The organism is Glutamicibacter sp. NPDC088483 (assembly GCF_044753145.1).
Classification (GTDB): Bacteria; Actinomycetota; Actinomycetes; order Actinomycetales; family Micrococcaceae; genus Glutamicibacter.
Genome location: NZ_JBIVMP010000001.1, coordinates 851,413 through 875,586, shown reverse-complemented (window position 1 = coordinate 875,586; position 24,174 = coordinate 851,413). Strand labels below are relative to the sequence as shown.

Here is a 24,174-nt window from a genome sequence, read left to right as displayed (position 1 = left end):
GTAATAACGTTGATGCCAACACGGATGCGAACACTGCGGATAACGTTGATGCCAACACGGATGCGAACACTGCGGATAACGTTGATGCCAACACGGATGCGAACACTGCGGATAACGTTGATGCCAACACGGATGTGAACACTGCGGATAACGCTGATGCGAACACCGATGTGAACACTGCGGATAACGCTGATGCGAACACCGATGCGAACACCGATGTGAACACTGCGGATAACGCTGATGCGAACACCGATGCGAACACTGCGGATAACGCTGATGCGAACGCCGGTGCCAACACGGATGCAAACACCTCAGATAACTCGGACTCTAAGTCGGATGACTCTAAGGGATCCCAGAAGGATGACTCCAAGAAGGATCGCCTTGCGGATACCGGTTCTAACGGAGCCCTCTGGATCAGTGCAGGTGCACTAGCACTTGTACTGCTCGGAGCTGGTGTGGCTGTCTTCGCGCGAAAGCGTTCAGCATAGTCGAACTGCAGTAATTTGAAATAGGAGGGGCATCTAAACGATGCCCCTCCCATTTCGCTTTCAAGTAGTCTTTGCAACAATTCACGGGTGTCGAAGAATTTGGAGACAATAGCCTGATGAGGCAACAGAAAACCAAGCCCAAGCTGTTTACAGTGTTGGTGCTTTTAATTGCGAGTGTAGCCGCGTTAGGGCATATCGGAGCCACATTGGCGTTCACGGGTCCTTCAACACCCATCAAGTCATCATTACAGCCCGAATTGAACAAGTATTTTCTAGGGCCGTTGGATCAAGGCTGGAGCCTTTTTGCTCCTGGGCCCTATTCGCAAGATGAATATTTCACAATGCGTGTATGTCTTTCTAGCGCGGAAATTTGTGCCAAGGGTAGCCAACATGGTGCGAAATTCTCAGAGTGGCGCGACGTTACGGCCGAAGAAATGGAAAGCCGTGCCGGCAACATGTTTGCCAATCGTGAGACAAAACAATCCAAATCTATTCACGGACGGCTATGGAGTGCGGCTTCGGATTTGACTGCGGATTCTCGAGCGGAAATCTCTAGACCCTTTATTCAGGGAACGCCCGTTTTTGGTGTGGAACTCAACTCAGCGGAGGCCCGCGAGAAGTATTCTGCAACAGAATTGAGCAATCTTCGAGCCTATAAACGTATGGAAGATACGGCCGTCGGATTCGCGTCACTCTACGCAATAGAACAGTGGGGCGGAGCATCAATGGTGGAAATTAAGCTCCGACGTGAACCAATTGTTCCGTTTGCTCAGCGGAGCGATGAGAACGCAACAACAAAACCTCGCGAAACCTACATCGGATGGCGAGATACCAAGGAATTTAGTCAAGCGGCGGTGTCGGTATGGAGCTGAAACGTGAAACAAGCAGTGCTCCTTCGATCAGCGAATGGATTTCTAAGAATCGCGATTTCGTCCCCAAAGCACTGAACTGGGTCTACGGGTGGTTTACCGAAAACCGGCATGCACCATACGGTCTTGCAGTCATGCGCATGTCGTCGGGACTCTTCATTCTGGGTTGGTTAATTGCCAACATACCAGTCGCAGCTAAGATCTGGGGACCTGGTTCCGAGTACCTTGAACCCTACCGTTCTGTACTTGGGTACCAGTGGCCTTTGGATATTCTGCGTGACGCGGGACTCGGGTTCTTCGTCTTTTGGTACGTGATGGCCATCGTGTTGGCAATCGCATTTGTAGTTGGTTGGCAAACTAGATTCGTCACGCCGCTCTTCTTCATTTTTTATACGGCGATTAACGCACAGAATACGCCGGTTTCGGATGGCGGAAATTATTTCATCCGTATCATGCTGATCTATCTGATTTTTGCTGACTTGTCCAAGCACTGGTCTGTCGATTCTTGGCTACGTAAACGCGCGAGGAAAACGAAGAAAGAATTCGAAGCCGTTACGGTGCTGCACAACCTTGCGTTATGCCTGGTCGTAGCCCAACTTTGTATTGTCTATCTTGAAGCTGGGCTGTACAAGGTTCAAGGCACTCTTTGGCAAAACGGTACAGCTATGTACTACCCTGTTAGTTCCGAGGCGTATGGTGTCTTCCCTTGGCTTAGTGATTTGATCACTACGAATTCGTGGATCGTTGCCTTGATCACCTATGTGACAGTGCTTGCTCAAATTGCATTCCCATTCATGCTGTTCCATAAGATCAGCCGGAGAATTGCGCTGATTACTATTCTTGGGATGCATATCGGCATCGCACTTGTTATGGGCCTGCCTTTCTTCTCAGGAATTATGGCTTCCGCAGACGCCGTGCTGGTGTCTAGCGCGACCTGGTTGACGATTCAGCGCTGGTTCTCAGCGTTGTGGAGGGGTCGGTTCCGTGCGAAGAAGCCGTCGCTGACGGTCTCCGAACAGAACGAAGTTGGCGTGGGATCAGGCGAGAAAGTCTCTTCCAACGCCTAGGAGAAGAAGCACTACAAAATAAACTTAGGGGCGAACCGTTTTGGTTCGCCCCTAAATTTATGTATCTCTTAGTTCAGGCAGCCGTTGCGGGCCTACCCAGATTATTCGCCTACGTAGAACAGGCGCTTGTTCACGAATTCGTCCATGCCCAGCGGGCCAAGCTCGCGGCCGAAGCCCGAACGCTTCACGCCGCCAAACGGCATTTCTGCACCCTCTGCGCTGGCTGCATTCACGTTGGTCATGCCGGACTGCAGCTTCTGAGCCACCCTGGAGGCACGCTCGACGTCGGTGGAGTGCACCGAACCGCCCAAGCCGTAAATGGTGTCGTTGGCCAGCTCAGTGGCTTCCTCGTCGCTGGATACCTTGTAGACCACTGCTACCGGGCCGAAGAGCTCCTCGTAGTAGGCACGCATCTCCTTGGTGATGCCGGTGAGCACCGCAGGGGAGTAGTAGGCCGAAGGGCCGTCGTGCAGCACGCCGCCGGCGTGCAGGGTAGCGCCCTTGGCCACGGCGTCCTGGACCTGCTCGTGCAGGGACTCTGCCGCCTTGCGGGAGGACAGCGGAGCGAAGGTGCCTTCGGCTTCCGCCATCGGGTCGCCAGGCTGCAGGCCTTCGGCACGCTTGGTCAGTTCGGAAACGAACTCGTCATAGATGTCTTCCATGACGATCATGCGCTTGTTCGAGTTGCAGGCCTGGCCGGTGTTGTCGATGCGGTAGCCCCAAGCGGTATCCACGATGCCCGGTACGTCATCGGAGTCCAGGACAACAAATGGATCCGAGCCGCCCAGCTCCAGTACGGCCTTCTTCAGGTTGCGGCCGGCCTGCTCGCCGATAATGGCGCCAGCGCGCTCCGAGCCGGTCAAGGAAACACCCTGGATCCTGGAATCGGCGATGATGGTGGAGATCTGGTCGTGGGTGGCGAAGAGGTTGTTGTAGACGCCGGCCGGTACTCCAGCCTCATCCATGATTTCCTGGATGGCCAGTGCTGAACGCGGGCAGGACTCGGCATGCTTCAAGATGATGGTGTTGCCCAGCATCAGGTTAGGTGCCGCGAAGCGCGCTACCTGGTACAGCGGGAAGTTCCACGGCATGATGCCCAGCAGCGGGCCAACCGGGCGCTTCTGAACGACGGCCTTGCCGCCGGAGAAGGACTTGATCTCCTGGTCCGCTGCCAAGGCTGGTCCCTCGGTGGCGAAGTACTCGAAGATCTCCTGGCAGAATTCAGCTTCGCCCACGGCCTCGGACAATGGCTTGCCCATTTCGGTGGTCATGATCCTGCCGAGTTCTGCTGCGCGCTCGGCGAAGAGCGTGCCTACCTTGGAAACAATCTTGGCGCGTTCGTTGATGTTAACGTCCTGCCATGATTCGTAGGCGCTCTGCGCGGCAGCCAGCGCCTGTTCGACTTGCTCATCGGTGGCCGCGGCGAATTCCTCGACGACTTCACCGGTTGCCGGGTTCAAGACCTTGTAGGTTGGGGCGCTCATCAATGCTCCTGTCGTATGCACAAAAGTGGTCAGCGTAAGCCGTGTGGATCTAACGCTAGCGGACTCCACGCAATAAATGAATGTAATTCACTTCATATTGCGTCTACTCCGAGCTTATCCGCAGAAACAACATTCAGCCACCAAGGAACAGCAGGTATTTGGCTTGAGTGGAAGTTGCAGACGGAAGCGAATGAAAAAGCCGCGGTTTCCAAGACTTGTCTCGGAAACCGCGGCTCAAGAACACAGGTATTACCTGTGTGATCAGTGGATTACTAGCCGATAGCGGAAGAACGCCACCAGTCGATTCCGGCATCGCCCTGGGCGATCTTGGCAATCTGGGCCAATTCGGACTCGGAGAAGTCAAGGTTGTCCAGCGCACCCAAGTTCTCGTCGAGCTGCTTGGTGGACGAGGCGCCGATCAATACCGAGGTTGCCGCGCCATCGCGCAGCAGCCAGGCCAGGGCCATCTGCGCCAGCGACTGCCCGCGTGCCTGCGCAACCTCGTTCAGGCTGCGGACCTTGGCCAGGTTCTGATCGGTCAGCTGGGCTTCGAGCGAACGGCGTCCGCCTTGGCGAACCACATCAGTGGTTTCCAGGTACTTATCGGTGAGCAGGCCCTGGGCCAGCGGGGTGAAAGCAATGGTGCCCATGCGTTCCTTTTCCAGGGTTTGCAGCAGGCCGTGCTCTACCCAGGGGTTCAGGATGTTGTACGACGGCTGATGGATTACCAGCGGGGTTCCCAGGTCCTTGGCGATTGCGGCAGCCTCGGCGGTGCGTTCTGCCGAGTACGAGGAGATGCCCACGTAGGTGGCCTTGCCCTGGCGAACCAGGGTATCCAAAGCGCCGATGGTTTCTTCCAGAGGAGTCTTCGGATCGAAACGGTGCGAATAGAAGATGTCCACGTAGTCCAGATTCATCTTCTTCAGCGAGGCTTCGCAGGAGGCCAGCAGGTACTTGCGCGAGCCGAAGGTGCCGTGCGGGCCTGGCCACATGTCGTAGCCGGCCTTCGATGAGATGACCAGTTCGTTGCGGTAGGGCTTGAAGTCCTTTTCCATCATGCGGCCGAAGTTCTCTTCGGCTGAACCTGCCGGAGGACCGTAGTTGTTGGCCAGATCGAAGTGGTTGATGCCGTTATCGAAAGCGTGGCGCAGGATCTCGCGCTGGGAATCGAATGGACGGTTATCGCCGAAATTCCACCACAGTCCCAGGGACAGCGGGGGCAGGCGCAGGCCGGAGTCGCCAACGCGGCGGTAGCCGAAGTGCTCATAGCGGTCTGCGGCAGCAGTGTAGGGACGGTGCAGTTCCGGGATGGACGGGAGGCGTTCGTATTCCACGAGGCACCTTTCTGCCAGGTCAAGCGCTGGCGAGCGGAAATCGATTTGACGTCATTTTCCACAATAGGCCAGAGCCTGAACTAAATAAATAGCGCAAAGGTGAATCCGCTGTGTGCGTAAAGGTTTCGTGGATTTGGATTAAATGACGAACCGACCCGCCAGGCCAAGGAGGTAACGCCTGTGCGGATCGGTTCATCTAGATCACTCGCACCTTGAGAAGGTACTAACCACACTAGGAGCTGAAACTTGAAAGTAGCTGAATGCGAGGTGTGCGGTCTCTTGGGAAAAGGCTTTTGCTAATAATTCGAGGGCGGATCCGAAGCCGGGAATGACTCGTCTTCCCACTCTTCGACGAGAGCTTCATCGTGCTCGTCATGGCGCTTCTTTTCTTCTGCGGCCAGTCGCAGCTTTTCCTCTTCAGCGCCACCGGGCTGCCCAGCAGCTGATTGTTCAGGCATGATCTTCCTCCCAACTTCCGTGGGCCACCCCCTGCGGATGGCTGGACCCTGTGTCTTCAGTGTTCACCTATTAGCCGCGGATGTCGAGGGCGGCGGCCAACACAGATTTCGCCTTCACCGTCAATACAGGATTTAATCGAAAGCATGCCGATGATCAATAATCCCGCAGATGGTTCCGAAATCTTCTTTGACGATGACGGGGCGGCCGGGGAGCCGATTCTCTTCCTCCATGGCTCCGCCTTGTCCCGGTCCATCTGGAGAGGGCTCGGCTACACCAAGGCGTTGGGCCAGGGGCACCGCACCATCCGCATGGACCTGCGCGGGCATGGCAAGTCGGCCAAATCCCACGACGTGGCCGACTACACCATGGACAAGGTGGCCGGCGATATCCGCGCGGTGATGGATCACCTGGGCATCGGACGTATTCACATTGTCGGCTACTCTTTTGGCGCACGCACCGGGCTGCACATGGCCATGCACCACCCAGAGCAGGTGATCTCGCTTATCATGCTCGGCGGCACCTGCGAAATTACCCCCGGCGAAATCGGGAAGCTCTTCTTCCCCGGCTACCTCGAGGTCCTGCGCAATGGCGACATCGAAGGATTCGTCACCGGGCAAGAAAAGAATGGACGCCTGGATCCAGCAACCCGCATGGCCTTCAAGTCCAACGACCCGCTGGCCCTGGCTGCCTACTACGAGGCCGCCGAGACCCTGCAGAATATCAACCTGTCCGAGCTGGCGAAGATCAGAATCCCGACCTTGCTGCTGATCGGCACCCGGGACCAGCCGCGCTTCGACCAGAACAAGATCATGGTCCGCACCTTGCCCAATGCGCGCATGGTGGCCTTGCCGGGGCGAACCCACGGCAGCACCCTGTTCCCGATTGAGCCTGTGGTCAAGGCCATCGAGTCCTTCTGGGATGGACGCCAGGCATGAGTTCGGCCCGCTTCGACCTGAACAGGATTGCTTCAGGGCTGGCTTTCGGTCCCAGCAGGGAAGAACTCCATGAATCCTTGGTGGCTAATCCTGCCCAGCCGCTGGTGATCCAGGCGCCACCGGGATCCGGCAAGACGACGATAGTTCCACCCACGGTAGCCAACGCCCTGGACCAGGCAGGACTGGCTGGCAAGATCATCGTGACCCAGCCACGCCGTGTCGCTGCCCGGGCTGCTGCCCGTCGCCTCGCCCAGCTTGATGGATCGGTTCTGGGGAAGCGCGTTGGCTTCGCCGTGCGCGGGGAACGGCAGTCTTCGGCGCAGACCCGCGTGGAATTCGTGACCGCAGGCCTGATGCTGCGCAGGTTGCTGGCCGATCCGGATCTTGCCGGTGTGAGCGCGGTGATCATTGATGAGGTCCACGAGCGGTCGATCGATACGGATTTGTTGCTGGCGATGGCCAACCAGGTCAGCGAATTGCGTGATGACCTGTCGCTGATCCTGATGAGTGCCACCTTGCACGCCGGGGAACTCTCGGCGCTGCTGGCCCGTGGCCATGCCGCTCCAGTGCTCAGCGCCCACACCGCGCAGTATGCCGTGCAAGAAGCTTTCGACAGCTTCGCCGGAATCCGGAATACCGAACGCGGACTGAATGATGACTACCTGCGCCACGTTGCCGCCGTCGCGGTACGCCACAGCGCGGAAGCCAACGCAGCAAGCGCAACCCCGGTGGACACCTTGGTGTTCGTCCCCGGGGTACGGGAAGTCGACCGCGTCTGCTCGCAGATTGCTGCCTCCGGAGTGCAAGCCCTGGCCTTGCACTCGCAGATCTCTTCCAAGGAACAAGACCGGATCCTCAGTGAGCCGGAGGCTGGCAGCGCCCCGCGGATCATCGTCTCCACCTCCATTGCCGAATCGTCGGTGACCGTGCCGCGCGTGCATCTGGTGGTGGACGCCGGCTACGCCCGCGAGCCGCGCCGAGACAGCTCGCGTGGTTTCTCGGGGTTGATGACCGTGGTGGCCAGCCGTTCCGCGGCCACCCAGCGGGCGGGCCGGGCAGGACGACTCGGGCCGGGCAAGGTGGTGCGGACCTTGGACCCCAAGTCCTTTGCCGCCGCCCCGGCGCACTCCACACCGGAAATCCGCACCGGCGACCTGGTCGCCGCCGGCTTGTCGCTCGCGGCATGGGGGACCCCGCGTGGCGAGGGGCTGGCCATGTGGGAAGCGCCGCCGGCTAGCGCCATGGCCAGCGACGAGCAGATCCTGCGCAGCCTGGACGCGGTTGACGGCACCGGGCAGATCACCGCCCTGGGCGAGCAGATGATGAAGGTTCCAGCAGACCCGCGTGCCGCCCGCGCGTTGCTCGAAGGCAGCCGGATTTTCGGCACCCGGGCTGCCTCGGATGCTGTCGCATTGCTGGCCAGCTCGGAACGCATTGCCAGTGCGGACCTGGATGAATTGCTTGCCGCGGTGCGCCGGAGTTCGCATCCGGCGCACCGTGCCTGGAAGCATGAAGCGCAGCGCCTGGAAAAGCTCCTGGGCAGTGCGGAAAACCGCACCGGGCGGCAGCCTGCACCGGCAGCTGCGGCCCTGGCAGGCGTGTGCGCTTTGGCCTACCCGCAATGGATTGCGCGCAAGGTCGGCCCGGAGGAATACCTGTTGGCTTCGGGGACCCGGGCAACCTTGCCGCGCGGCAGCCAGCTGATGCATGAGGAATTTCTTGCGGTCGCCGAGGTCTCCCGTGCCGGATCCAAGGCGGTGATCCGACGGGCCGTTGGCATCGAACTTGGCACTGCCGTCGACCTGTTGCCGCAGATGCACCAGAAGCGCGAAGTGGCGGAGCTGGTTGACGGCAGGATCACCGCTCGCCAGATCGAGAGCTTTGGCGAGATCGAGCTGGCGGCCCATCCGGTCAAGGCCACCGCAGAGCTGGGCATGCAGGCTGTTGCCAGCGCCATAGCTACGCAGGGGATAGCCTTCTTCGGCACCCATGAAAAGTTTGATGCCTTGCGCCGGCGGATGGCCGTGGCCCATCGCCTGCTGGGCGAACCCTTTGCCGCAGTGGATGACCAGGCCCTGATTGCCTCGGCGGGCAACTGGCTGCAGCCGGTCTTGCGGCAGGTAGCCGCCGGCAAGAACGCGGCCAAGGTTGACCTGTATTCGGCATTGCGGACCTTGCTGCCGTGGGAGCATGCCCATGATTTTGATTCGCTGGTGCCCGAACGGCTCCAGGTGCCTTCGGGATCAAGGATTTCCGTGGCCTATCCCGAGGTCGGTGAAACCGGTCCAGCGGTCGTCGCCGTGAAATTGCAAGAATGCTTCGGGCTCGATGAGTCGCCGCGGCTGGTCAAGGGCAAGCTTGCCGTCCAGTTCCACTTGCTTTCGCCCGGTGGCCGGCCGCTGGCGGTGACCGATGACCTGGTTAGCTTCTTCAATGGGCCCTATGCCCAGGTGCGTTCTGAAATGCGCGGGCGCTACCCGAAGCATCCTTGGCCGGAGAATCCATGGGATCACGTGGCAACGGCAAAGACCAAGAACCGATTGGGCCGGCAGTAGGCAAAAGCACGCCGGGGCCGGGTCCCGGAAGAACGGGCCAGGTCCCGGCGTGCTTTCCGGCGCCCAGGTTCTAGGCGAACGCTGAGAAGCCGGTGATGTCGCGGCCCATGATCAAGGCCTGCACGGTTTCGGTGCCTTCATAGGTGTGGATTGCTTCCACATCGGCGAAATGGCGGGCCACGCGGTTGCTGGTCAGGATGCCGTTGCCGCCGAGCAGGTCGCGGGCGTTCGCTGCGATGGCGCGTGCGGTGCGGGTAGCGGTGTACTTGGCCAGCGACGCCTGCGGGCCGGTCAGCTCACCGGAAGTTTCGCGCTTGGTCGCCTGCATGACCAGAACCTGGATAGTAGCCAGTTCGGACTGCATGCGGGCCAGGCGCTCCTGGACGATCTGGCTGGCGGCCAGCGGACGGCCGAACTGCACGCGCTGCTTGGCGTAGCTCACGGCCGACTCGTAGCAAGCGGTCGCGTGGCCCACGGCAGACCAGGCGACACCCAGCCGGGTGGCGAACAGGACGCGCGAGGTGTCCTTGAAGCTCTTGGCTTCGGGCATCACATCGTGGTCCGGAACGAAGACGTTCTCCATGCGGATATGCGCCTGCCAGATAGCGCGCAGGGAGAGCTTGTTTTCGATGGTGGTGGCCTTGTAGCCTTCGGCATCCTGGTGCACGATGAATCCGCGGACCTTGCCCTCGTCGTCGCGGGCCCAAACGATGCTCACGCCGCCGACCGAGCCGTTGCCGATCCATTTCTTTTCACCGCTCAGGCGGTATCCGCCCTCGACCTTGGTGGCACGGGTTTCCAGCGAAACCGAATCGGAACCGTGAGTTGGTTCAGTCAGCGCGAAAGCGCCTGGAAGTTCGCCGCGCAGCATGGGGATGGCGTACTTCTGGATCTGCTGGGCATTGCCGCAGTACAGCACGGAGCGCAGAGCCAGACCGCCCTGGACGCCAACAATGGTGGAGACCGAACCGTCGCCACGGGCCATCTCCATGTTGACCAAGCCGGCAGCCAGCGGGCTCATTTCCTCGTAGCCTTCCAGGTTCAGGCCATCGCGCAGCAGATCCGCATCGCCGAGCTTCTTGAGCAGATGCAGCGGGTAGTCGGCCTTGTCCCAGTACTCGTGGATGTCGTCCTTGACCTCGTCGAGGATGAATGCGCGGGCCTTGGCTCGCCACGCGTTGTCCGCTTCGCCTACTTCGGCGAAGATTCCGGTCGGATCAATATTGACGTCTCCGGACCACAGGTCGTATTCGGGTTCGACAACGCCGGCGGGAAATTCAAAACCGGTCTCCAGCTGGGACATTTCAGATGCTCCTAATAGCTACGGTGAAAAAGCTTCACTCCTAGACTAGTGGAACGCAGTGCCATGTCAAGAAACTTGGTTTCAGAAGTTGGGTGGAATCGATTATTTTCCGTGCTCTATGAGCGCGCGGGAGACGGCCTGGAGAATCGCCTGCTCATCGGCGCCGGCATCCAAGACGGAAACCACCACGCTGGGGGCCGCCGGCTTGGTGGCAGTCGCTGCCTGTCCGGGGTCGAGCAGATCTGCGAAGCGGTTCAGGAACTGGCGCACATCGTTCGCCAGCTTAGTGCGGTCCGTGCTATGCGCGTCTTTCAGCCAGCTGCGCAAATGATCGTTGTGGATCGCAACCAGGCCAGCGCTAACGCCCAGGCACAGCGACTTCTCCGTGGCGCTCTTTGCCAAATCGCGACGGTTCAGGAACCCGTAAAACGCCCGTTCGTAACGGTGAGTGGAGACCAGCTCGCGCTCTCGCAGCGACGGCACCGAGGAGAGCAGCTTGTGGCGCAGCTGGGCACCTTCGGGGTTGACCGTGTACTGATCGAAAACCACATGCGCGGCATCGATGAGCGTAGTGATTGCATCAACCGACGAGGCGGCCAGCGTGGTCTCGACGTGTGTAATGATCATTTCCTGGTCGGCGAAGACCATATTCTCTTTCGACCCGAAACGGCGGAAGAAAGTGGAACGGGAAATGCCAGCGGCAGCTGCCAGCTCGTCGACGCTGGTGGCATCGAAGCCCTGGGTAATGAGTAGATCAAGGGCTGCTGGGGGTACTGCGGAAGAAGCGATCATGATTCACGAATTTAGCACGATTCAAGCTGGGAAATTCTTGGGTTCAGCTATGCGCGCCGCGCAAATGATTGTGAACTACTGCGCCCATGACTACGCTGAACATCAGGGCGTTCCATGCAGGAACGCCATTCTTGGACGAAATGAAAGAGAAGTGAGGGCCCATGGGAATCTCGATTGCAAACGCCGCGCTACGTTTGGTCAGTGGTGCGTTCATTCTCAACAGCGGCATCAACAAGTTGCGCATCGATGAAGCCAGCGCCGCAGGCCTGCAGCAGATGGCAGCCAACGGCGTGCCTCAGCTGGCCGAGCTGGAACCGGCAGTTTTCGGCAAGGCCGTATCCATCGGCGAGATCTCGCTGGGTAGCGCCTTGCTGCTGCCGCTGATCCCATCGCGGCTGGCCGGCTTAGGCCTGGGCGCATTCTCCGGTGTGCTGCTGGCTTCCTACCTGCGCACTCCGGGCATGACAGAATCCGACGGCATCCGCCCAACCGCGGATGGCACCGCCCTGGCCAAGGACGTATGGCTGGCAGGTATCGCTGTGGCATTGATTCTTGGCCGCAAGGGCGCCAAGAAGATCAAGAAAGCAAAATAAGCGGACGGAATCGCTTGAGCAAAACGTTCGGCACGCCGTAAGTTGATCTTGGAGACTGCGGTTTTCAGCGGCCACATTTGAACTACAAGCTAAGAGGAGAACCAATGGGTTTCTTAGATGATGCAAAGAAGAAGCTGGGCGAGGCAGTCGAAAACGCGAAGGATTTCGCAGGCGACGCTACCGAGAACGTGAAGAACTTCGCAGCGGACGCCCAAGAAAAAATCGGCGAGAAGGTCGATGAATTCAAGAACGGCGATAGCAACGAAGAACCTGAAGACAAGGTCTAGCGACCACGAAGCCAGCGCCTGATCCAGCGACTTTCGAGTCCTGGACCAGGCGCTGGCTCCGTTAAGAGCTGCCTCTGGCTAGTGGCGCTGCGCCTTCTTGCCATCGCTGAGGAACGCTACAACGAGCACAGCAGCCACGCCGATGAAGCCTGGCAGCATCAGTGCCTGTCCCAGGCCAACAGACGTGGCTTCCATGGTCACCGCAGGATCCTTGGAATCTGCCTGCGCGATCTGTGCCGAAATGCGGGCATCCATCATCACCGCGATCAGCGCAGAACCAAGCACTGAACCGATTTGCCGGGTGGTGTTGTAAATCCCTGAACCGGCACCCGCATCACGCGCGGTCAAGTCCTTGGTGGCTGCCAGCGATAGCGATGGCCAGATCATGGCTGAACCGATGCCTTGAACCGCTGAAGGAATCAGCAGCATCCACAGCGGGATATCGGCGTGCATCATGAAGGCGTAGACCACCGTGGCACCGCCAAACAGGAAGAACCCGGGCACGGCCAAGATCCGCGGGCTGAGCTGATTGACCTTCTTTCCCAGCTGCGGCGCGAGGAAGATCGCCACGAAAGCCATCGGAGAAATCATCAACGCGGATTCGGTGGGAGTCAGGCCGCGGACATTCTGCAAGAAGAACACCATCGGCAAGGCGATGGTCGCGATGGTCAGGCCCATGAAGGTGATCGCGACATTGGCCAAGGAGAAATTGCGGACCTTGAACAATCGAAGCGGAACCAGCGGTTCAGACGTGGTCTTGGACTGCCACCAGATGAAGGCTCCCATCAGCACCGCGCCGATGATAATCAGATGCCACGAATTCAGCGGGCCAATGAATGGTTCCCAATTGGTGGCATCGCCTTCCTGGATGCCGAAGACCAAGCAGAACATGGCTAAAGCCGAAAGGATGACGCCGAACCAGTCGAAGGAATGCGCTTGGGATTCAAGGGCTGGCACGAATTTGAAGACCATGGTCAAGCTGACTACCGCGATGGGCAAGTTGATGAAGAAGATCCATTCCCAGCCGATGGAGTCCACCAGCAGACCGCCGGCAATCGGACCGATCAGCGAAGCGATGCCCGCCACTGCACCCCATAGGCCCATGGCTGCACCGCGGTGCTGATAAGGGAAGAGGCGGGTAATGAGCGTCATCGCCTGAGGGGAAATCATCGAAGCGCCAAGGCCCTGGACGGCGCGCGCCGCCACCAGCGAGCCGAGGGAATCGGACAAGCCGCACCACAGCGAGGCCAGCGAGAAGACCACCATGCCGATGAGGTAGATATTGCGCGGACCGAAGCGGTCACCGAGGCGCCCGGTGACCAGCAGCGGCACCGCGAAGGTGAGCAGGTACGCGCTGTTGACCCACAAGATGCTGGAGATATCGGCGTCCAGCGACGTCATGATGGAGGGCATTGCGGTGGACACGATCGTGGTGTCCAGCAGGATCATGAAGAAGCCGATGACCAGTGCCCAGAGGGCACGCCAGGCGGCTTTCTTGTCGAAGTGTGTTTCGGGATTCGCAGTTTCAGGCACTGGTCAAGGCTAGTCCCTATCAGCCCCGTGCGGAACGGATAGCGAAACTATGCATAGGAAATCAGTCGAAACTCACATCGCCCGAGATGCGGGTGGCGACATCGCCACTGACCCAGACGCCTTTTTCGGTAGCTTCAATATGCAAGATCGCTTCGCGGCCCAAACGCGTGCCCTGGCGCACGGTATAGCGCTGGGGTGCATAACCGGTCTGCGTCAGCCAGATGCCGAACGCAGCATTCAGCGAACCGGTGGCAGGGTCTTCCGGAACAGCCTCGCCGGGAATGAAGGCACGGACCTCATAGTCCGCCGGAGGCTGCAGCACCACATTGCGGAAGCGCTCTTCGGAACGCTCAAAATCAGAGAAGTCCAGCGGACGCAGCTCTTCGCGGGTACCGGAAACGCGCGGCATGACCGATCCGCGCGGTTGCCACACGCTCTGCGAAACGCTGGCTGCGGTGTAGGGGCCGATGACGCCTACTTCCAATCCCTGCAGCGCCTCATAGTCAGGTTCGATGCCCAGCACGATATCGGCGTCACGCAGCACCAGGCCCGCAGGATGCGGACCGTTGACCAGCCACTGGTGGTCCACCACGTCTTCTTCGCGAATGCCCAGCCCGGCAATCGCCCATTGCAGGACATCTGGTTCCAAAGGGCCCGACCTGGTCAGCGGGGGTGCGAGGAAGGCCAAGCGCCGCGAGTGGCGGTCGCTGCTTTCCCGTTCCACACGCACCGGAATCAGCCCGGCACCGCATTGCTGGATCAGATGGCCTGCGGGACCAGCCTCGCCACCGGACTCCAGCCAAGCATGAGCCGCGCCCAGCGTCGGATGGCCAGCAAAGGGCAGCTCGGTGCTCGGGGTGAAAATGCGAATGGCGTAGTCCGCTTCCTCATCAGTGGGCTCGACGAAGAATACAGTTTCCGCAAGATTCATCCACTGCGCAAAGTGCTGCATCTGGTCATCGCTCAGGCTGTCGGCATTGAACACGACTCCCAGGCCATTGCCGTTGAAAGCAGTGGGTGCAAAGACATCGACCTGCTGATAAGAGAATGTGCGCGACATACTTAGCATGGTGGCACATTAATCAGCAGGTTGACCCGGTGTTACGTGGTACGTCACGCAAAAAGTTGCGAACGCATCAAGGAAATGAACCTTCTTTACCAATGGTGCGCAACATCGATGACCAAGCGTGAACCGTCGCCAGGTCCAGGCAATGCGAACACGCGCATGGGCAGCCGTGCCCTGGTCGAGAGCCCCACTTTGGTTTGGCCTTCAAAGCTGCCCAGCCACACCAATTGGCGGAACGTCGTGTAGCCCAGATTCTTCACTTCGGCGCCCGGGTTGAAATCCTCGGTTGCCGGGGCCTGCACCAGGATTTCCAGGTTGGCACCGCCAGTGGTGTCCACCTGCAGGCCGGAACCGATTCCGGTCAGTTCGCTGACATACCTGGCTGAATGGCTGGCAGCTGGTCCTGCGAGATCGATGACCAGCCGGTCAAAGCACAGGTGCCGTCCGGTCCGAAGATTTTCCACTGCGGAATGCGTGGACAAGGAGCTGGTTTTGGCCAAGGATCCCCAATAAACCGTTGGGCAGGAAGCAGACGCGAGGGCGGCCGGAGCGGGGGCCGCCGCGGAAGCGGGCGTCACCACGAGCAAGGCTGCCGCCACCGTGCCTAGAACGATTCCAATTTTTCCGTGGCGCATATGGATCACCGTCTCTCTTGGTTTGCGCCCGCAGGCAGAGCGGACTGCCAGTGAGTCAACTAAAGGCCTGGAATGCGGCAAGCGCAAGGGCAGAAAAGAATTGGAACCACTCTGAGACGCTTCTGCAATGGAGCCGGAGAACTCCCGGGCCGTAGGGCGGAAGGCAGGTTCCACACAGCATTTATTTAGCGCCATATGACATGCTTTAAACATGTCACCTACCCCCGTTGAACCCATCGGCGAAACCGTCGAGGAAGTCATTACAGCCTCAAGCTTCCTCCCCGAATCGTTGCAATTTTGGGTTGTCCTGCTCATCGGTGCGCTCGTAGCCGCAATCCTGGCGTTTGTTTTCAGCGGCGTTTCCCGCCGCGTGCTGCGCCGGATCGGCGTGGACGAAGCCGACGTGAAAGCCACCAGATTCCCGTTCTTCGGCCTGGTTACCTCGATTATTGCCAAGTCGGCCTTCGCGGTCTTCTATCGAGAACGCACTTGGTACAACCCCTGGCAGTTCGCCATCCTGATCATTCTGGTCTTCTTCCTCACCTGGTTCATCATCAAGCTGGTGCGCGTGATTGAGACCGGCATGATGGCACGCTTCGAGGTGAGATTCGGTCCAGGGCGCAGGCTGGCCAAGGTCCAGACGCAGGTCGGCCTGATGCGACGGGTACTGGTTGCGGTGCTCTGCATCATTGCAATCGCCGCGGTGCTGCTGACGATCGAGCAAGTCAGGGCGCTGGGCGCCGGCCTGTTGGCCTCGGCTGGCCTGGCTTCGGTGGTCGTTGGCCTGGCCGTGCAGTCAACCTTGGCGAACGTATTTGCCGGCTTGCAAGTGGCCTTTACCGACTCGATTCGCGTGGACGACACGGTGGTAGTCGAGGGGGAACGCGGCACGGTAGAGGAGATCACCCTCTCCTACGTCGTGGTGCACCTGATCGACGGGCGCCGGATGATCCTGCCATCGACCTACTTCACCACGACGCCATTTGAGAACTGGTCGCGGCGCAGCACGGAGATCTCCGGAAACGTAGCACTGCAGCTGAAACTCAATGCGCCGATTTCCTACCTGCGCCAGCGCAGCAGCGAACTGCTTGAAGCCTCCGACTGGTGGGATGGCCGGGACAATGAGCTGCTCGTGACCGACGCGCAAAACGGCTTGCAAACAGTGACCATTTATTTATCCGCGCGCAACGCCGGGGACCTGTGGAACCTGCGCAATATGCTTCGGGAGAAGCTGCTGGCCGAGCTGGTGGAAAACTACCCTGATTGCCTGCCGGATCCCCGGATGATTCCAAGCAACCCGGTCTAGCGGCATAACGGAAGCCGCTGATCCCAGTACTGTGAACTGGGATCAGCGGCTTTTGCCGGTTCCGGGGACTTAGAGCCGCAACGCAGCGGGTCCGTAGTCGTTGTAGCGCTCCTGGCGGGCCGTCGCTTCGCGCAATGCGGAGATGAGCGACTCGGCCTTGCCAATGAGATCCTGGATCAAATCATCGTCGCGTTCCACCCAAAGGTATTCGGGAACCGCGCGCACCGGCACGAAATTATCGTGCTCTTCCCAAACGAACAACGTGCGTTCGGCCCCGATCACATGCTGCTGCCAGAGCACCTGGCGCAGGTAGCTCTTGGGGATCTTCTTGAAGGGCTTGTTGGTGGTCTTGATTTCAGCCAAAACCGGAACTCCCGATGCATCGAAACCCAAGCCATCGGGAGTCGCCAGATGGAGTCTCGAATGCTGCGAGTGGAAGAGCTGGGAGGAGGGGAAAATATTGAAATTCTCTTGGACCCAGGCAGCGATGACCGGTTCGCGCTTGCGCCCGTGATCGGTGTAGGGATTGCCGGAGAAGCCATTGCCGTATAGCTTGTCCCATGCGGCGTTCTTGATGGACTTCTCGGTGGACAACTTGGCCACGTCCGTTGCGGTGATGCCCTGGGCCCGTGCGCGGAGCCACTCAATGCGGTTGGAAGAGTCGGCTAGAACACGTTCGAAGCATTCATGTTGGACGCCGGGCACAGTAATCACTTGACCTATTCTTCCCCATGAATGGGCAAGAACCGTGCACCTTGGGCTTCGAGCTGGCGTGAGACTAGTCGCTGGCTTCAGCGATAGCGCTCAACAGCTGATTGATAGTCGGTGTCTGGCTGGCACGGAATTTCTCCGTGCCTTCCTGCAATAGCCGAATGACCGGGGTGCTGGTGATTCCCATTTCCTCGCCGCGCTCCACCTGCTCCACGACATTGATCTCCTCGACCTCCAACGCGGGCAGCAGTTCCTGCACGCGGGCGACAGCCAGCCGCGTGCGCACGCACGGTGCGCAGAATGGTTGCGTATACAGTTCCAGCTTCATCTGTTGCCTACTGCTCCTGCTGTCGTCGTGAACTAGCTGCCGGCTGCTCCTACCGGGGGATGAGCCTGGCCGGAGGCTACTTGGAACCCTGCGCTGATGTGCGCGGGTGCCATTTGTTGAAAACATTGGGTCATGCTTGAAAATTCCCTTGGCCAACCTCCCGTACTCGCCGCTCACGGACTCTACCGCAGCTTCGGTTCCACCACTGCACTGAACGGCGTCGATCTGCAGATTTCACTGGGCCAGTCCCTTGCCATCATGGGCCCCTCGGGTTCCGGAAAATCCACGCTGCTGCACGCCTTGGCCGGTATTGAACTTCCCGACGCCGGCAGCATCATGCTGAACATCCCGGGCCGAGCACCGGTGGATATCCAAGGGCTCAAGGATAAGGCGCGCACCAGGCTGCGCCGTGAATCCTTCGGCTTCGTCTTCCAATCCGGACTGCTGATTCCCGAGCTCACTGCCGAAGAGAACGTGGCCATGGCCTTGATGATCAACGGGGTGCCACGCAACACCGCCATTTCCAGTGCCGGGGCCGCCTTGGCAGAACTGGGTCTGGCAGGAATGGAGCAACGCCGCATCGGCCAGCTCTCCGGCGGGCAGCAGCAACGAGTAGCCATTGCCCGCGCGCAGGTCACCGGGGCGATGGTGGTCTTTGCCGATGAACCTACCGGCGCGCTGGATTCAACCACGGGCTTCGAAGTGCTGGAGATCTTGCTGCAGTGCACGGTCGGTGCCGGAAAATCCCTGGTGATGGTGACCCATGATCCCAATGTCGCCGCGCGCTGCGACCGTGTAGTGCAACTGCAGGACGGCCAGCTGATCAGCGACAGCCTGCACCCATCGGCCACCGTGGATGGCGGTGCCCAGAAGTGAATATCCTGCACCTGTCATGGATGCTTGGCCGGCCGGCGAAGTCCCGGCTGGCGCCACTGGTCCTGACCGCCAGCGCCTACGCCATGGTCAGTGCGATCCTGCTGATCGTGCTGGGAGGCGCCTACTCCTTTACCAGTTTCGAATCCGCGGCCCAAGGCATGTACCTGCCATTGGCAGCGTTCGCCGTAGTGCTGCTGGTGGTCCCATTGCTGGTGCTGGGATCGGCCGCTGCCCGGCTCTCCGCGCGGTCAAATGACCGCGCCCTGTCGTCCTTGCGCTTGCTCGGCGCGACCGGGGCGCAGATCGGCCTCGTGGCCGTGCTGCAAGCCGCCGGCACGGCGTTGGCCGGCGCACTCGCCGGAATCGTACTCTACCTCCTGGCCGCACCATTGGCTTCGCTGATTCCGTTCCAAGGTGCGCCGATCGGTTCGGCCATCTATTTGCCGCTGTGGGTGCTGGCGACAGCAGTAGTCGCTGTCGTGCTCCTCTCGGCAGGCAGTGCAGCTGCCGGCTTACGCAAATTGGTGATCACCCCGTTGGCGGTGGCAACCCGCAGCACGGTGCCCACCCCCAGCTGGCTGCGCGCGGTGATCACGCTTGCCGGCATTCTGGTGCTGTACATGGTGTTCTCCAACATGGGCCAATTCGTGCAGTCCATCGCCGCGATCATCGCAGTGGTGGTTGGCGGTTTCGGCTTCGGCTTGCTGGTGATGAACCTGGTCGGTCCGTATCTGGTGGCGAAGGTGGGCAAGGCCAAGCTGCGCAAGGCCAGAACTCCGCAAGAGCTGCTGGCAGCCCGCATGATCCTGGAAAGCCCTGCCGAATCCTGGCGCCAGGTATCCGGGGTTGCCATGGCTTCGTTCGTCGCTGTGGTGGGCGGCAGCGGGGCCGCCTTGATGGAGCTGACCGGAAGCGAACTCGATCAGGGCACCTGGCTGGAGCATGTGCCCGCCGATGTCACCACCGGCGTGCTGGTGACCTTGGCGATCAGCTTCATCTGCGTGGCCGCTTCGGCGGCGATCTCCCAAAGCGCCAGTACCCTGGATCGCGCTGAGCTGTATCGCGGGCTGAACCGGTTGGGCATGCCCTACGAAACGATGAACGCCGCGCGCACCAAGTCGATCATGATCCCGGCGCTGGCTGCCTCGATCGGTTTCGCCATCGCCTCCACGGTGCTCGTGCTGCCCCTGGCCGGGGCCGCCATCCTGCTCAAGCCGCTGACGGTCATCACGGTAATTGTCTCCGTGTTACTCGGCTTGCTGCTGGTGCGGGGAGCAATTTTGGTGGCTGATCCGCGGAAGCTGCTAGCAACTAGAGAATAAAGTCTCTGGTCAGCCCACCGAAAAAACCGCCCGATTTGGTTAGGGTCACTTCAGGGTCGGTGATTAGGGACGGTTCGTGTTGCGTAATGCGCAGAGAAACGCGTATCGTGGCATACGGCCCGGATAGGCTTGCCTAACCTAGCTAAACAAAACGTTGACAGAACCTCGCATAGTCTGGAATCACCGACCCATGAAAAATTCACGTCGCGCCGGAATTTTCGCCGCTTCAACTGCCATCCTCGCCTTGGGCCTGACCGCCTGCGGCGCGTCGAGCAACTCAGCGGATCCGTCGGCTGACACTTCAGCCAAGGCCGCAGAAGACTTCACTCCGGTCACCATCGAGAACATCTATGGTGAAACCACGATCGAAAAAGTCCCGGAACGCATTGCGACCATCTCGTGGGTCAACGCAGATACCCTGCTGGCTCTGGATACCGTGCCGGTCGGCATGGACACCGACACCTACGGCATGAACGAGAACAACTCCACCGCATGGAAGGACGCCGCTCTGGAAGAGCAGGGCGCTTCCATCGGCTCCGAGAAGGCGCCCGTGCAGTACAAGGTGGGCGATGACATCGACTACACCGGCATCGCCGCCAGCAAGCCCCAGGTCATCTTCGCTCCATACTCGGGGTTGAAGAAGGAGCAGTACGAGAAGCTGCAGGAAATCGCTCCGGTCGTTGGCCCCATCGAGCCTAACTACCTGACCAGCTGGGAACAGGTCACCGAAGTTGCCGGCCAGATGCTGGGCAAGGAAGAAGAAGCCGACGCCCTGATCGAAGAGATCGAAGGCAAGCTGGCCAAGGTCGGCGAAGACAACCCAGCGCTGAAGGACACCACCTTCATCGCAGCTGACCTCTCGGCGCCGGATACCGCCTACGTCTACTCCGAAGGCGACACCCGCCCGCGCTTCCTGAGCGCACTGGGCATGACCCAGGCCGAGTACGTGCAGAAGAACGCCGCCAAGGACACCTTCTTCTTCACTGTTTCCCCGGAAAAGGTCAACGAGTGGGATTCGGACATCGTCTTCGCCTCGGCTGTTGCGGACAACACCATGGAAGACGTCGTCAAGGGCCAGCCGCTCTACGGCCAGATCCCTGCCGCGAAGAACGATGCCGTGGCACTGCCAGGCACCGATGAAGCAACACTGGCGATCTCCGCGGCTTCGCCGCTGTCCATCGAATGGGCACTGGATAACGTAGTTCCCGGCATCGTGAAGGCTGCCGACAACGCAGCTGCCGCGAAGTAGATCCGGCTAGGGATTCACTGACAGATATTGCAATTGGGCTTCCAGGGAATGGGTAGCTGCGCCCACCAAGCGCGCATCGAGGTCGGGGTAGACATGCTCCAGCAATTCAGCTGGCTGCGTGTGGACCCCGGCCTTGCCGAGTTTCTGCAAAGCCGCACGCACCTGGTCCAGCCGCGCATGCCGATGCTTGATGTACATCTGCAGCAGCGGATGCGAGGAATCATGCTGCTCGCCGTGCGCCGGATGCAAAGCCATATCGGGCAGCGCGAGCAGCCGCTGCAGGGAATCCAGGTAGTCGGCCAATGTGCCGTCCGGGTGTTCCAAGATGGTGGTGCCCCGGCCCAGCACCGTATCCCCGGTGAACAAGTGGGCAGCCCCGCCCTGGCGGATGAAGCACACCGAGTCCGAGGTGTGGCCAGGGGTGAAGACCACCTGGATGCTGGCACCGGCGGCGCTGATCGTTTCGCCATCGGTGAAGACCGGGGCATCCCGGCAGTACTGCTCCAGCGTGGCACGCACCGGCGCACCGGTCATCCCGTAGAGCGCATCGATGCCTCCCGTGTGATCGGCATGCCGATGGGTAATGAGCACCAGCTGGATGTCGAAGGCCGCCAAGGCCTGCAGATGGTCCTCGAGCTCAGGGCCCGGATCAATCAGGACGACCGGAGTTCCAGGAAGAAGTTCGTCCACAGCAGGGTCGAACAGCAGATAGGAATTAGTCCCGTCCAACGTCATTTCAGAAGGGTTCTGCGCGCGAAGCAGGCCGATGCCTGGAGCGATAATAGTGGGCAAGGGAAGAAGAGCCATAGCAATGAGTGTAGGAACCAATGACCGCGACTGAAAGTATTACGCGCCAAGCACCGGGGGCCAAGTCGCCAAAAGCCGGCCGGAAGCTCGGCGCCTTGCTGCTCCTTGCCCTGTTGCTCGGGCTGGCGCTATTCGCTTCGCTGCTGCTGGGCGCGCGAAACGTCTCGATGGGCACCGTGATCGATGCCATCTGGAATTTCGACCCGTCCAATGGCGACCAGGGCGTGGTCGCGTCCCGCTTCGCCCGCACCATCGGAGCCATCGTGGTTGGCGCTGCCCTGGGTTTGGCTGGCGCCGGATTGCAGGGGCTGACCCGCAACCCGCTGGCCGATACCGGGATCCTGGGCTTGAATGCCGGATCCTCCATGGCCGTGGTGCTGGCGATCGCGTTCCTTGGCGTCAGCTCCCTGGCTGGAATCATGGTGGCCGCCTTCCTCGGCGCTGCTGGGGTGATGGCCCTGGTTTATCTCGTGGCCAACGTGGGCCGTGAAGGCGCCACGCCCATTAAGCTTGCGCTGGGCGGTGCCGCCATGGCTGTGGGCGTGGGCGCGATTACCAATGCGATCCTGATGATTTCCGATGCCACCATGGACCGTTTCCGCATGTGGCAGATCGGCACGTTATCCAGCAACGGCATCGACACCTTCCTCGGGGCCATTCCCGTGGTGGCCGCCGGCGCACTGATCGTGCTGTCCACCGCCAAGGTATCCAATGCCGTGTCCATGGGCGATGACACCGCGATCGCCTTGGGCTTCAACTTGAACCGCGCCCGGCTGATCGGCTCCATCGGGGTGGTCATTCTCGCTGGCACCGCCACCGCCGTGGCCGGGCCCATCGCCTTCGTCGGCCTGATGATCCCGCATGCCGTGCGCTTGCTGGTCGGTTCCGACTACCGCTGGCTGATGCCAGCGAGCCTGATCGCCGGGCCGATCCTGCTCTTGCTGGCTGATACGGTGGGACGAATCATTGCCCCGCCCAGCGAGATCCAAGTAGGCGTCATGTGCGCCATGCTGGGTGGACCGATCTTCATCATCATGATGCGCAGCGGCATGAAGTCGGTGAGCCTGTGAGCACGAGCGAAATGGCAGCAGCGAACATGACCCAGCCCCGCAGCACCACGGAAACGGCCGGACCGGCGACGGCCCCGGCCTCGAAAGCCGCACCGGCGCTGGCAGCCCGCCGCAGATCCCGGGTGCGCCGCACCGCCTTGTGGATGGCCCTGGCCCTGGTGCTCGCCGTGGCGGCCTACCTGTTCTGGGGGCGGGACCGCCTTCCAGCTGCCGAAGTCTTCCAGGTGCTCAGCGGTGAAAAGGTGCCGGGCACCAGCTTCATCATCATGTCCGACCGCCTGCCGCGCATCGCGGTGGGTGCCCTGGCCGGTGCCGGCTTGGGCATTTCCGGTGCCTTGTTCCAGCGCTGGCTGGGCAACCCGCTGGCCAGTCCCGACGTGATCGGCGTGGGCTACGGCGCATCGGCGGCCGCGGTTTTCGCGATGATCACCCTTGGCTATACCGACTGGAAGCTCAACGCCTTCGCACTGGCCGGCGGGCTGCTGGTCGCTGCATTGATCTACTGGCTCTCGGCCTCGGGCAAGCGGACCGGTCCCCGGCTGATCCTGGCGGGCCTGGCCATCGGCGCGATGCTCCAGGCGCTGATCCAGTACCTGCTGACCCAGGCGCAGGTGAATACGGCCAGCGATGTGATGCACTGGCTGACGGGTTCACTGGCCTCGAGCAACTGGGAAAATGCGCTGCTGCTTTTGGCGTCCCTTGGCGCCATCGGCATCCTGTTGCTGCCCCTGGTGCTTCGCCAACTGAAAATGCTGGAGCTGGGCGAGGACACCGCGGCGGCCCTGGGGCTGCACGTGGGCTGGGCCCGGGCGATCTTGGTCTTTGTTGCGGTGGCCATGGGCGCCTTGCCGATTGCGGTCACCGGGCCGATGGCGTTCGTTGCCTTCCTGGCCGGCCCGATTACTGCCGCGCTGACCCGCGGCCCGATCAACATCCTGCTTTCCGGCCTGACCGGGGTAACGCTGGTGACTGTTGCCAATTTCTTTGCCGCGAACCTGTTCGCGGATCTTTCGCTGCCGGTGGGCGTTATCACCGGCGCATTCGGTGCACCCTTCCTGATTTGGATTCTGGTGCGCGCAAACTCAACTGGAAGCGGGGCATAACC

At 60.5% G+C, this 24,174-nt stretch carries 24 protein-coding genes; 13 read left to right on the top strand and 11 right to left on the bottom strand.

The annotated features are described in order from the left end of the window. The 3 genes from ACIP6G_RS04225 to ACIP6G_RS04215 all read left to right on the top strand — a co-directional run. Window positions 1-488 (top strand): LPXTG cell wall anchor domain-containing protein (locus ACIP6G_RS04225; RefSeq protein ID WP_400288733.1); only part of this gene is annotated, 488 nt, incomplete at its 5' end. A gap of 116 nt (window positions 489-604) precedes the next feature. Then, on the top strand, window positions 605-1,360 hold the full coding sequence (locus ACIP6G_RS04220; RefSeq protein ID WP_146112342.1) for a DUF5819 family protein: 756 nt from the start codon (window positions 605-607) through the stop codon (window positions 1,358-1,360). Next, window positions 1,351-2,424, top strand: a complete 1,074-nt coding sequence (locus ACIP6G_RS04215) for an HTTM domain-containing protein (RefSeq protein WP_365943113.1) — start codon at window positions 1,351-1,353, stop codon at window positions 2,422-2,424. Before ACIP6G_RS04220 ends, ACIP6G_RS04215 begins: the two co-directional genes overlap by 10 nt. A 101-nt stretch (window positions 2,425-2,525) precedes the next feature. Here the strand turns inward: ACIP6G_RS04215 and ACIP6G_RS04210 are convergent, their stop codons facing one another. From ACIP6G_RS04210 to ACIP6G_RS04200, 3 genes are all read right to left on the bottom strand, one after another. Continuing rightward, window positions 2,526-3,908, bottom strand: coding sequence for an NAD-dependent succinate-semialdehyde dehydrogenase (locus tag ACIP6G_RS04210; RefSeq protein WP_365943114.1), 1,383 nt, complete (start codon window positions 3,906-3,908; stop codon window positions 2,526-2,528). 272 nt (window positions 3,909-4,180) lie between these two features. Next, a complete protein-coding gene (gene mgrA / locus ACIP6G_RS04205; RefSeq protein WP_365943115.1) occupies window positions 4,181-5,242 on the bottom strand; it encodes an L-glyceraldehyde 3-phosphate reductase in 1,062 nt (353 codons plus the stop codon). A 296-nt stretch (window positions 5,243-5,538) separates the two neighbouring features. Further along, entirely contained in the window at window positions 5,539-5,700 is a 162-nt protein-coding gene (locus ACIP6G_RS04200; protein ID WP_166650864.1) for a hypothetical protein, read from the bottom strand. Between the two features lie 144 nt (window positions 5,701-5,844). On the opposite strand from ACIP6G_RS04200, the gene ACIP6G_RS04195 reads away from it, so the two are divergent. Both ACIP6G_RS04195 and hrpB read left to right on the top strand, forming a co-directional pair. After that, a complete protein-coding gene (locus ACIP6G_RS04195) occupies window positions 5,845-6,636 on the top strand; it encodes an alpha/beta hydrolase (RefSeq protein WP_365943116.1) in 792 nt (263 codons plus the stop codon). Continuing rightward, window positions 6,633-9,191, top strand: coding sequence for an ATP-dependent helicase HrpB (gene hrpB / locus ACIP6G_RS04190; RefSeq protein ID WP_365943117.1), 2,559 nt, complete (start codon window positions 6,633-6,635; stop codon window positions 9,189-9,191). Before ACIP6G_RS04195 ends, hrpB begins: the two co-directional genes overlap by 4 nt. 70 nt (window positions 9,192-9,261) lie before the next feature. On the opposite strand, the gene ACIP6G_RS04185 is transcribed toward hrpB, so the two are convergent. Together ACIP6G_RS04185 and ACIP6G_RS04180 are read right to left on the bottom strand one after the other, a co-directional pair. Beyond that, entirely contained in the window at window positions 9,262-10,494 is a 1,233-nt protein-coding gene (locus ACIP6G_RS04185; RefSeq protein WP_365943118.1) for an acyl-CoA dehydrogenase family protein, read from the bottom strand. Window positions 10,495-10,596: 102 nt separating this feature from the next. Next, window positions 10,597-11,286, bottom strand: a complete 690-nt coding sequence (locus tag ACIP6G_RS04180; RefSeq protein ID WP_365943119.1) for a TetR family transcriptional regulator — start codon at window positions 11,284-11,286, stop codon at window positions 10,597-10,599. A gap of 161 nt (window positions 11,287-11,447) precedes the next feature. Between ACIP6G_RS04180 and ACIP6G_RS04175 the strand changes: the two genes are divergently transcribed. Next, a complete protein-coding gene (locus ACIP6G_RS04175) occupies window positions 11,448-11,879 on the top strand; it encodes a DoxX family membrane protein (protein WP_105659096.1) in 432 nt (143 codons plus the stop codon). Between the two features lie 104 nt (window positions 11,880-11,983). Next, window positions 11,984-12,166, top strand: coding sequence for a hypothetical protein (locus ACIP6G_RS04170; protein WP_105662724.1), 183 nt, complete (start codon window positions 11,984-11,986; stop codon window positions 12,164-12,166). A 78-nt stretch (window positions 12,167-12,244) separates the two neighbouring features. Here the strand turns inward: ACIP6G_RS04170 and ACIP6G_RS04165 are convergent, their stop codons facing one another. The 3 genes from ACIP6G_RS04165 to ACIP6G_RS04155 all read right to left on the bottom strand — a co-directional run bounded on the left by ACIP6G_RS04165 (window position 12,245) and on the right by ACIP6G_RS04155 (window position 15,229). Continuing rightward, window positions 12,245-13,699 carry a DHA2 family efflux MFS transporter permease subunit gene (locus tag ACIP6G_RS04165; protein ID WP_365943120.1) on the bottom strand — a complete coding sequence of 485 codons (1,455 nt, stop codon included), beginning with the start codon at window positions 13,697-13,699 and terminating at the stop codon, window positions 12,245-12,247. Between the two features lie 61 nt (window positions 13,700-13,760). Continuing rightward, window positions 13,761-14,759 carry a PhzF family phenazine biosynthesis protein gene (locus tag ACIP6G_RS04160; protein WP_286134418.1) on the bottom strand — a complete coding sequence of 333 codons (999 nt, stop codon included), beginning with the start codon at window positions 14,757-14,759 and terminating at the stop codon, window positions 13,761-13,763. A gap of 95 nt (window positions 14,760-14,854) precedes the next feature. Further along, complete coding sequence (locus ACIP6G_RS04155) at window positions 14,855-15,229, bottom strand: hypothetical protein (RefSeq protein ID WP_332489112.1); 375 nt, start codon at window positions 15,227-15,229, stop codon at window positions 14,855-14,857. A gap of 382 nt (window positions 15,230-15,611) precedes the next feature. On the opposite strand from ACIP6G_RS04155, the gene ACIP6G_RS04150 reads away from it, so the two are divergent. Beyond that, entirely contained in the window at window positions 15,612-16,706 is a 1,095-nt protein-coding gene (locus tag ACIP6G_RS04150; RefSeq protein WP_365943121.1) for a mechanosensitive ion channel domain-containing protein, read from the top strand. A gap of 69 nt (window positions 16,707-16,775) precedes the next feature. Here ACIP6G_RS04150 and ACIP6G_RS04145 read toward each other — a convergent pair whose 3' ends face one another. Then, entirely contained in the window at window positions 16,776-17,420 is a 645-nt protein-coding gene (locus ACIP6G_RS04145; RefSeq protein ID WP_286134416.1) for a YqaJ viral recombinase family protein, read from the bottom strand. Between the two features lie 64 nt (window positions 17,421-17,484). Then, on the bottom strand, window positions 17,485-17,745 hold the full coding sequence (locus ACIP6G_RS04140) for a thioredoxin (protein ID WP_105659091.1): 261 nt from the start codon (window positions 17,743-17,745) through the stop codon (window positions 17,485-17,487). Between the two features lie 132 nt (window positions 17,746-17,877). Between ACIP6G_RS04140 and ACIP6G_RS04135 the strand changes: the two genes are divergently transcribed. The 3 genes from ACIP6G_RS04135 to ACIP6G_RS04125 all read left to right on the top strand — a co-directional run bounded on the left by ACIP6G_RS04135 (window position 17,878) and on the right by ACIP6G_RS04125 (window position 21,192). Further along, window positions 17,878-18,621, top strand: coding sequence for an ABC transporter ATP-binding protein (locus tag ACIP6G_RS04135; RefSeq protein ID WP_365943122.1), 744 nt, complete (start codon window positions 17,878-17,880; stop codon window positions 18,619-18,621). After that, window positions 18,618-19,943, top strand: a complete 1,326-nt coding sequence (locus ACIP6G_RS04130) for an FtsX-like permease family protein (RefSeq protein WP_365943123.1) — start codon at window positions 18,618-18,620, stop codon at window positions 19,941-19,943. The genes ACIP6G_RS04135 and ACIP6G_RS04130 overlap by 4 nt, the downstream gene beginning before the upstream one ends. 190 nt (window positions 19,944-20,133) lie before the next feature. Then, the gene (locus tag ACIP6G_RS04125; protein ID WP_365943124.1) at window positions 20,134-21,192 is read left to right on the top strand and encodes an ABC transporter substrate-binding protein; all 1,059 of its coding nucleotides are present in this window, start codon (window positions 20,134-20,136) and stop codon (window positions 21,190-21,192) included. Window positions 21,193-21,198: 6 nt separating this feature from the next. Here the strand turns inward: ACIP6G_RS04125 and ACIP6G_RS04120 are convergent, their stop codons facing one another. After that, entirely contained in the window at window positions 21,199-21,999 is an 801-nt protein-coding gene (locus ACIP6G_RS04120) for an MBL fold metallo-hydrolase (RefSeq protein WP_365943125.1), read from the bottom strand. A 20-nt stretch (window positions 22,000-22,019) separates the two neighbouring features. Between ACIP6G_RS04120 and ACIP6G_RS04115 the strand changes: the two genes are divergently transcribed. Together ACIP6G_RS04115 and ACIP6G_RS04110 are read left to right on the top strand one after the other, a co-directional pair. Continuing rightward, on the top strand, window positions 22,020-23,069 hold the full coding sequence (locus ACIP6G_RS04115) for an iron ABC transporter permease (protein ID WP_365943126.1): 1,050 nt from the start codon (window positions 22,020-22,022) through the stop codon (window positions 23,067-23,069). Continuing rightward, entirely contained in the window at window positions 23,066-24,172 is a 1,107-nt protein-coding gene (locus ACIP6G_RS04110; RefSeq protein ID WP_365943127.1) for an iron ABC transporter permease, read from the top strand. The genes ACIP6G_RS04115 and ACIP6G_RS04110 overlap by 4 nt, the downstream gene beginning before the upstream one ends. Window positions 24,173-24,174 lie beyond the last annotated feature (2 nt).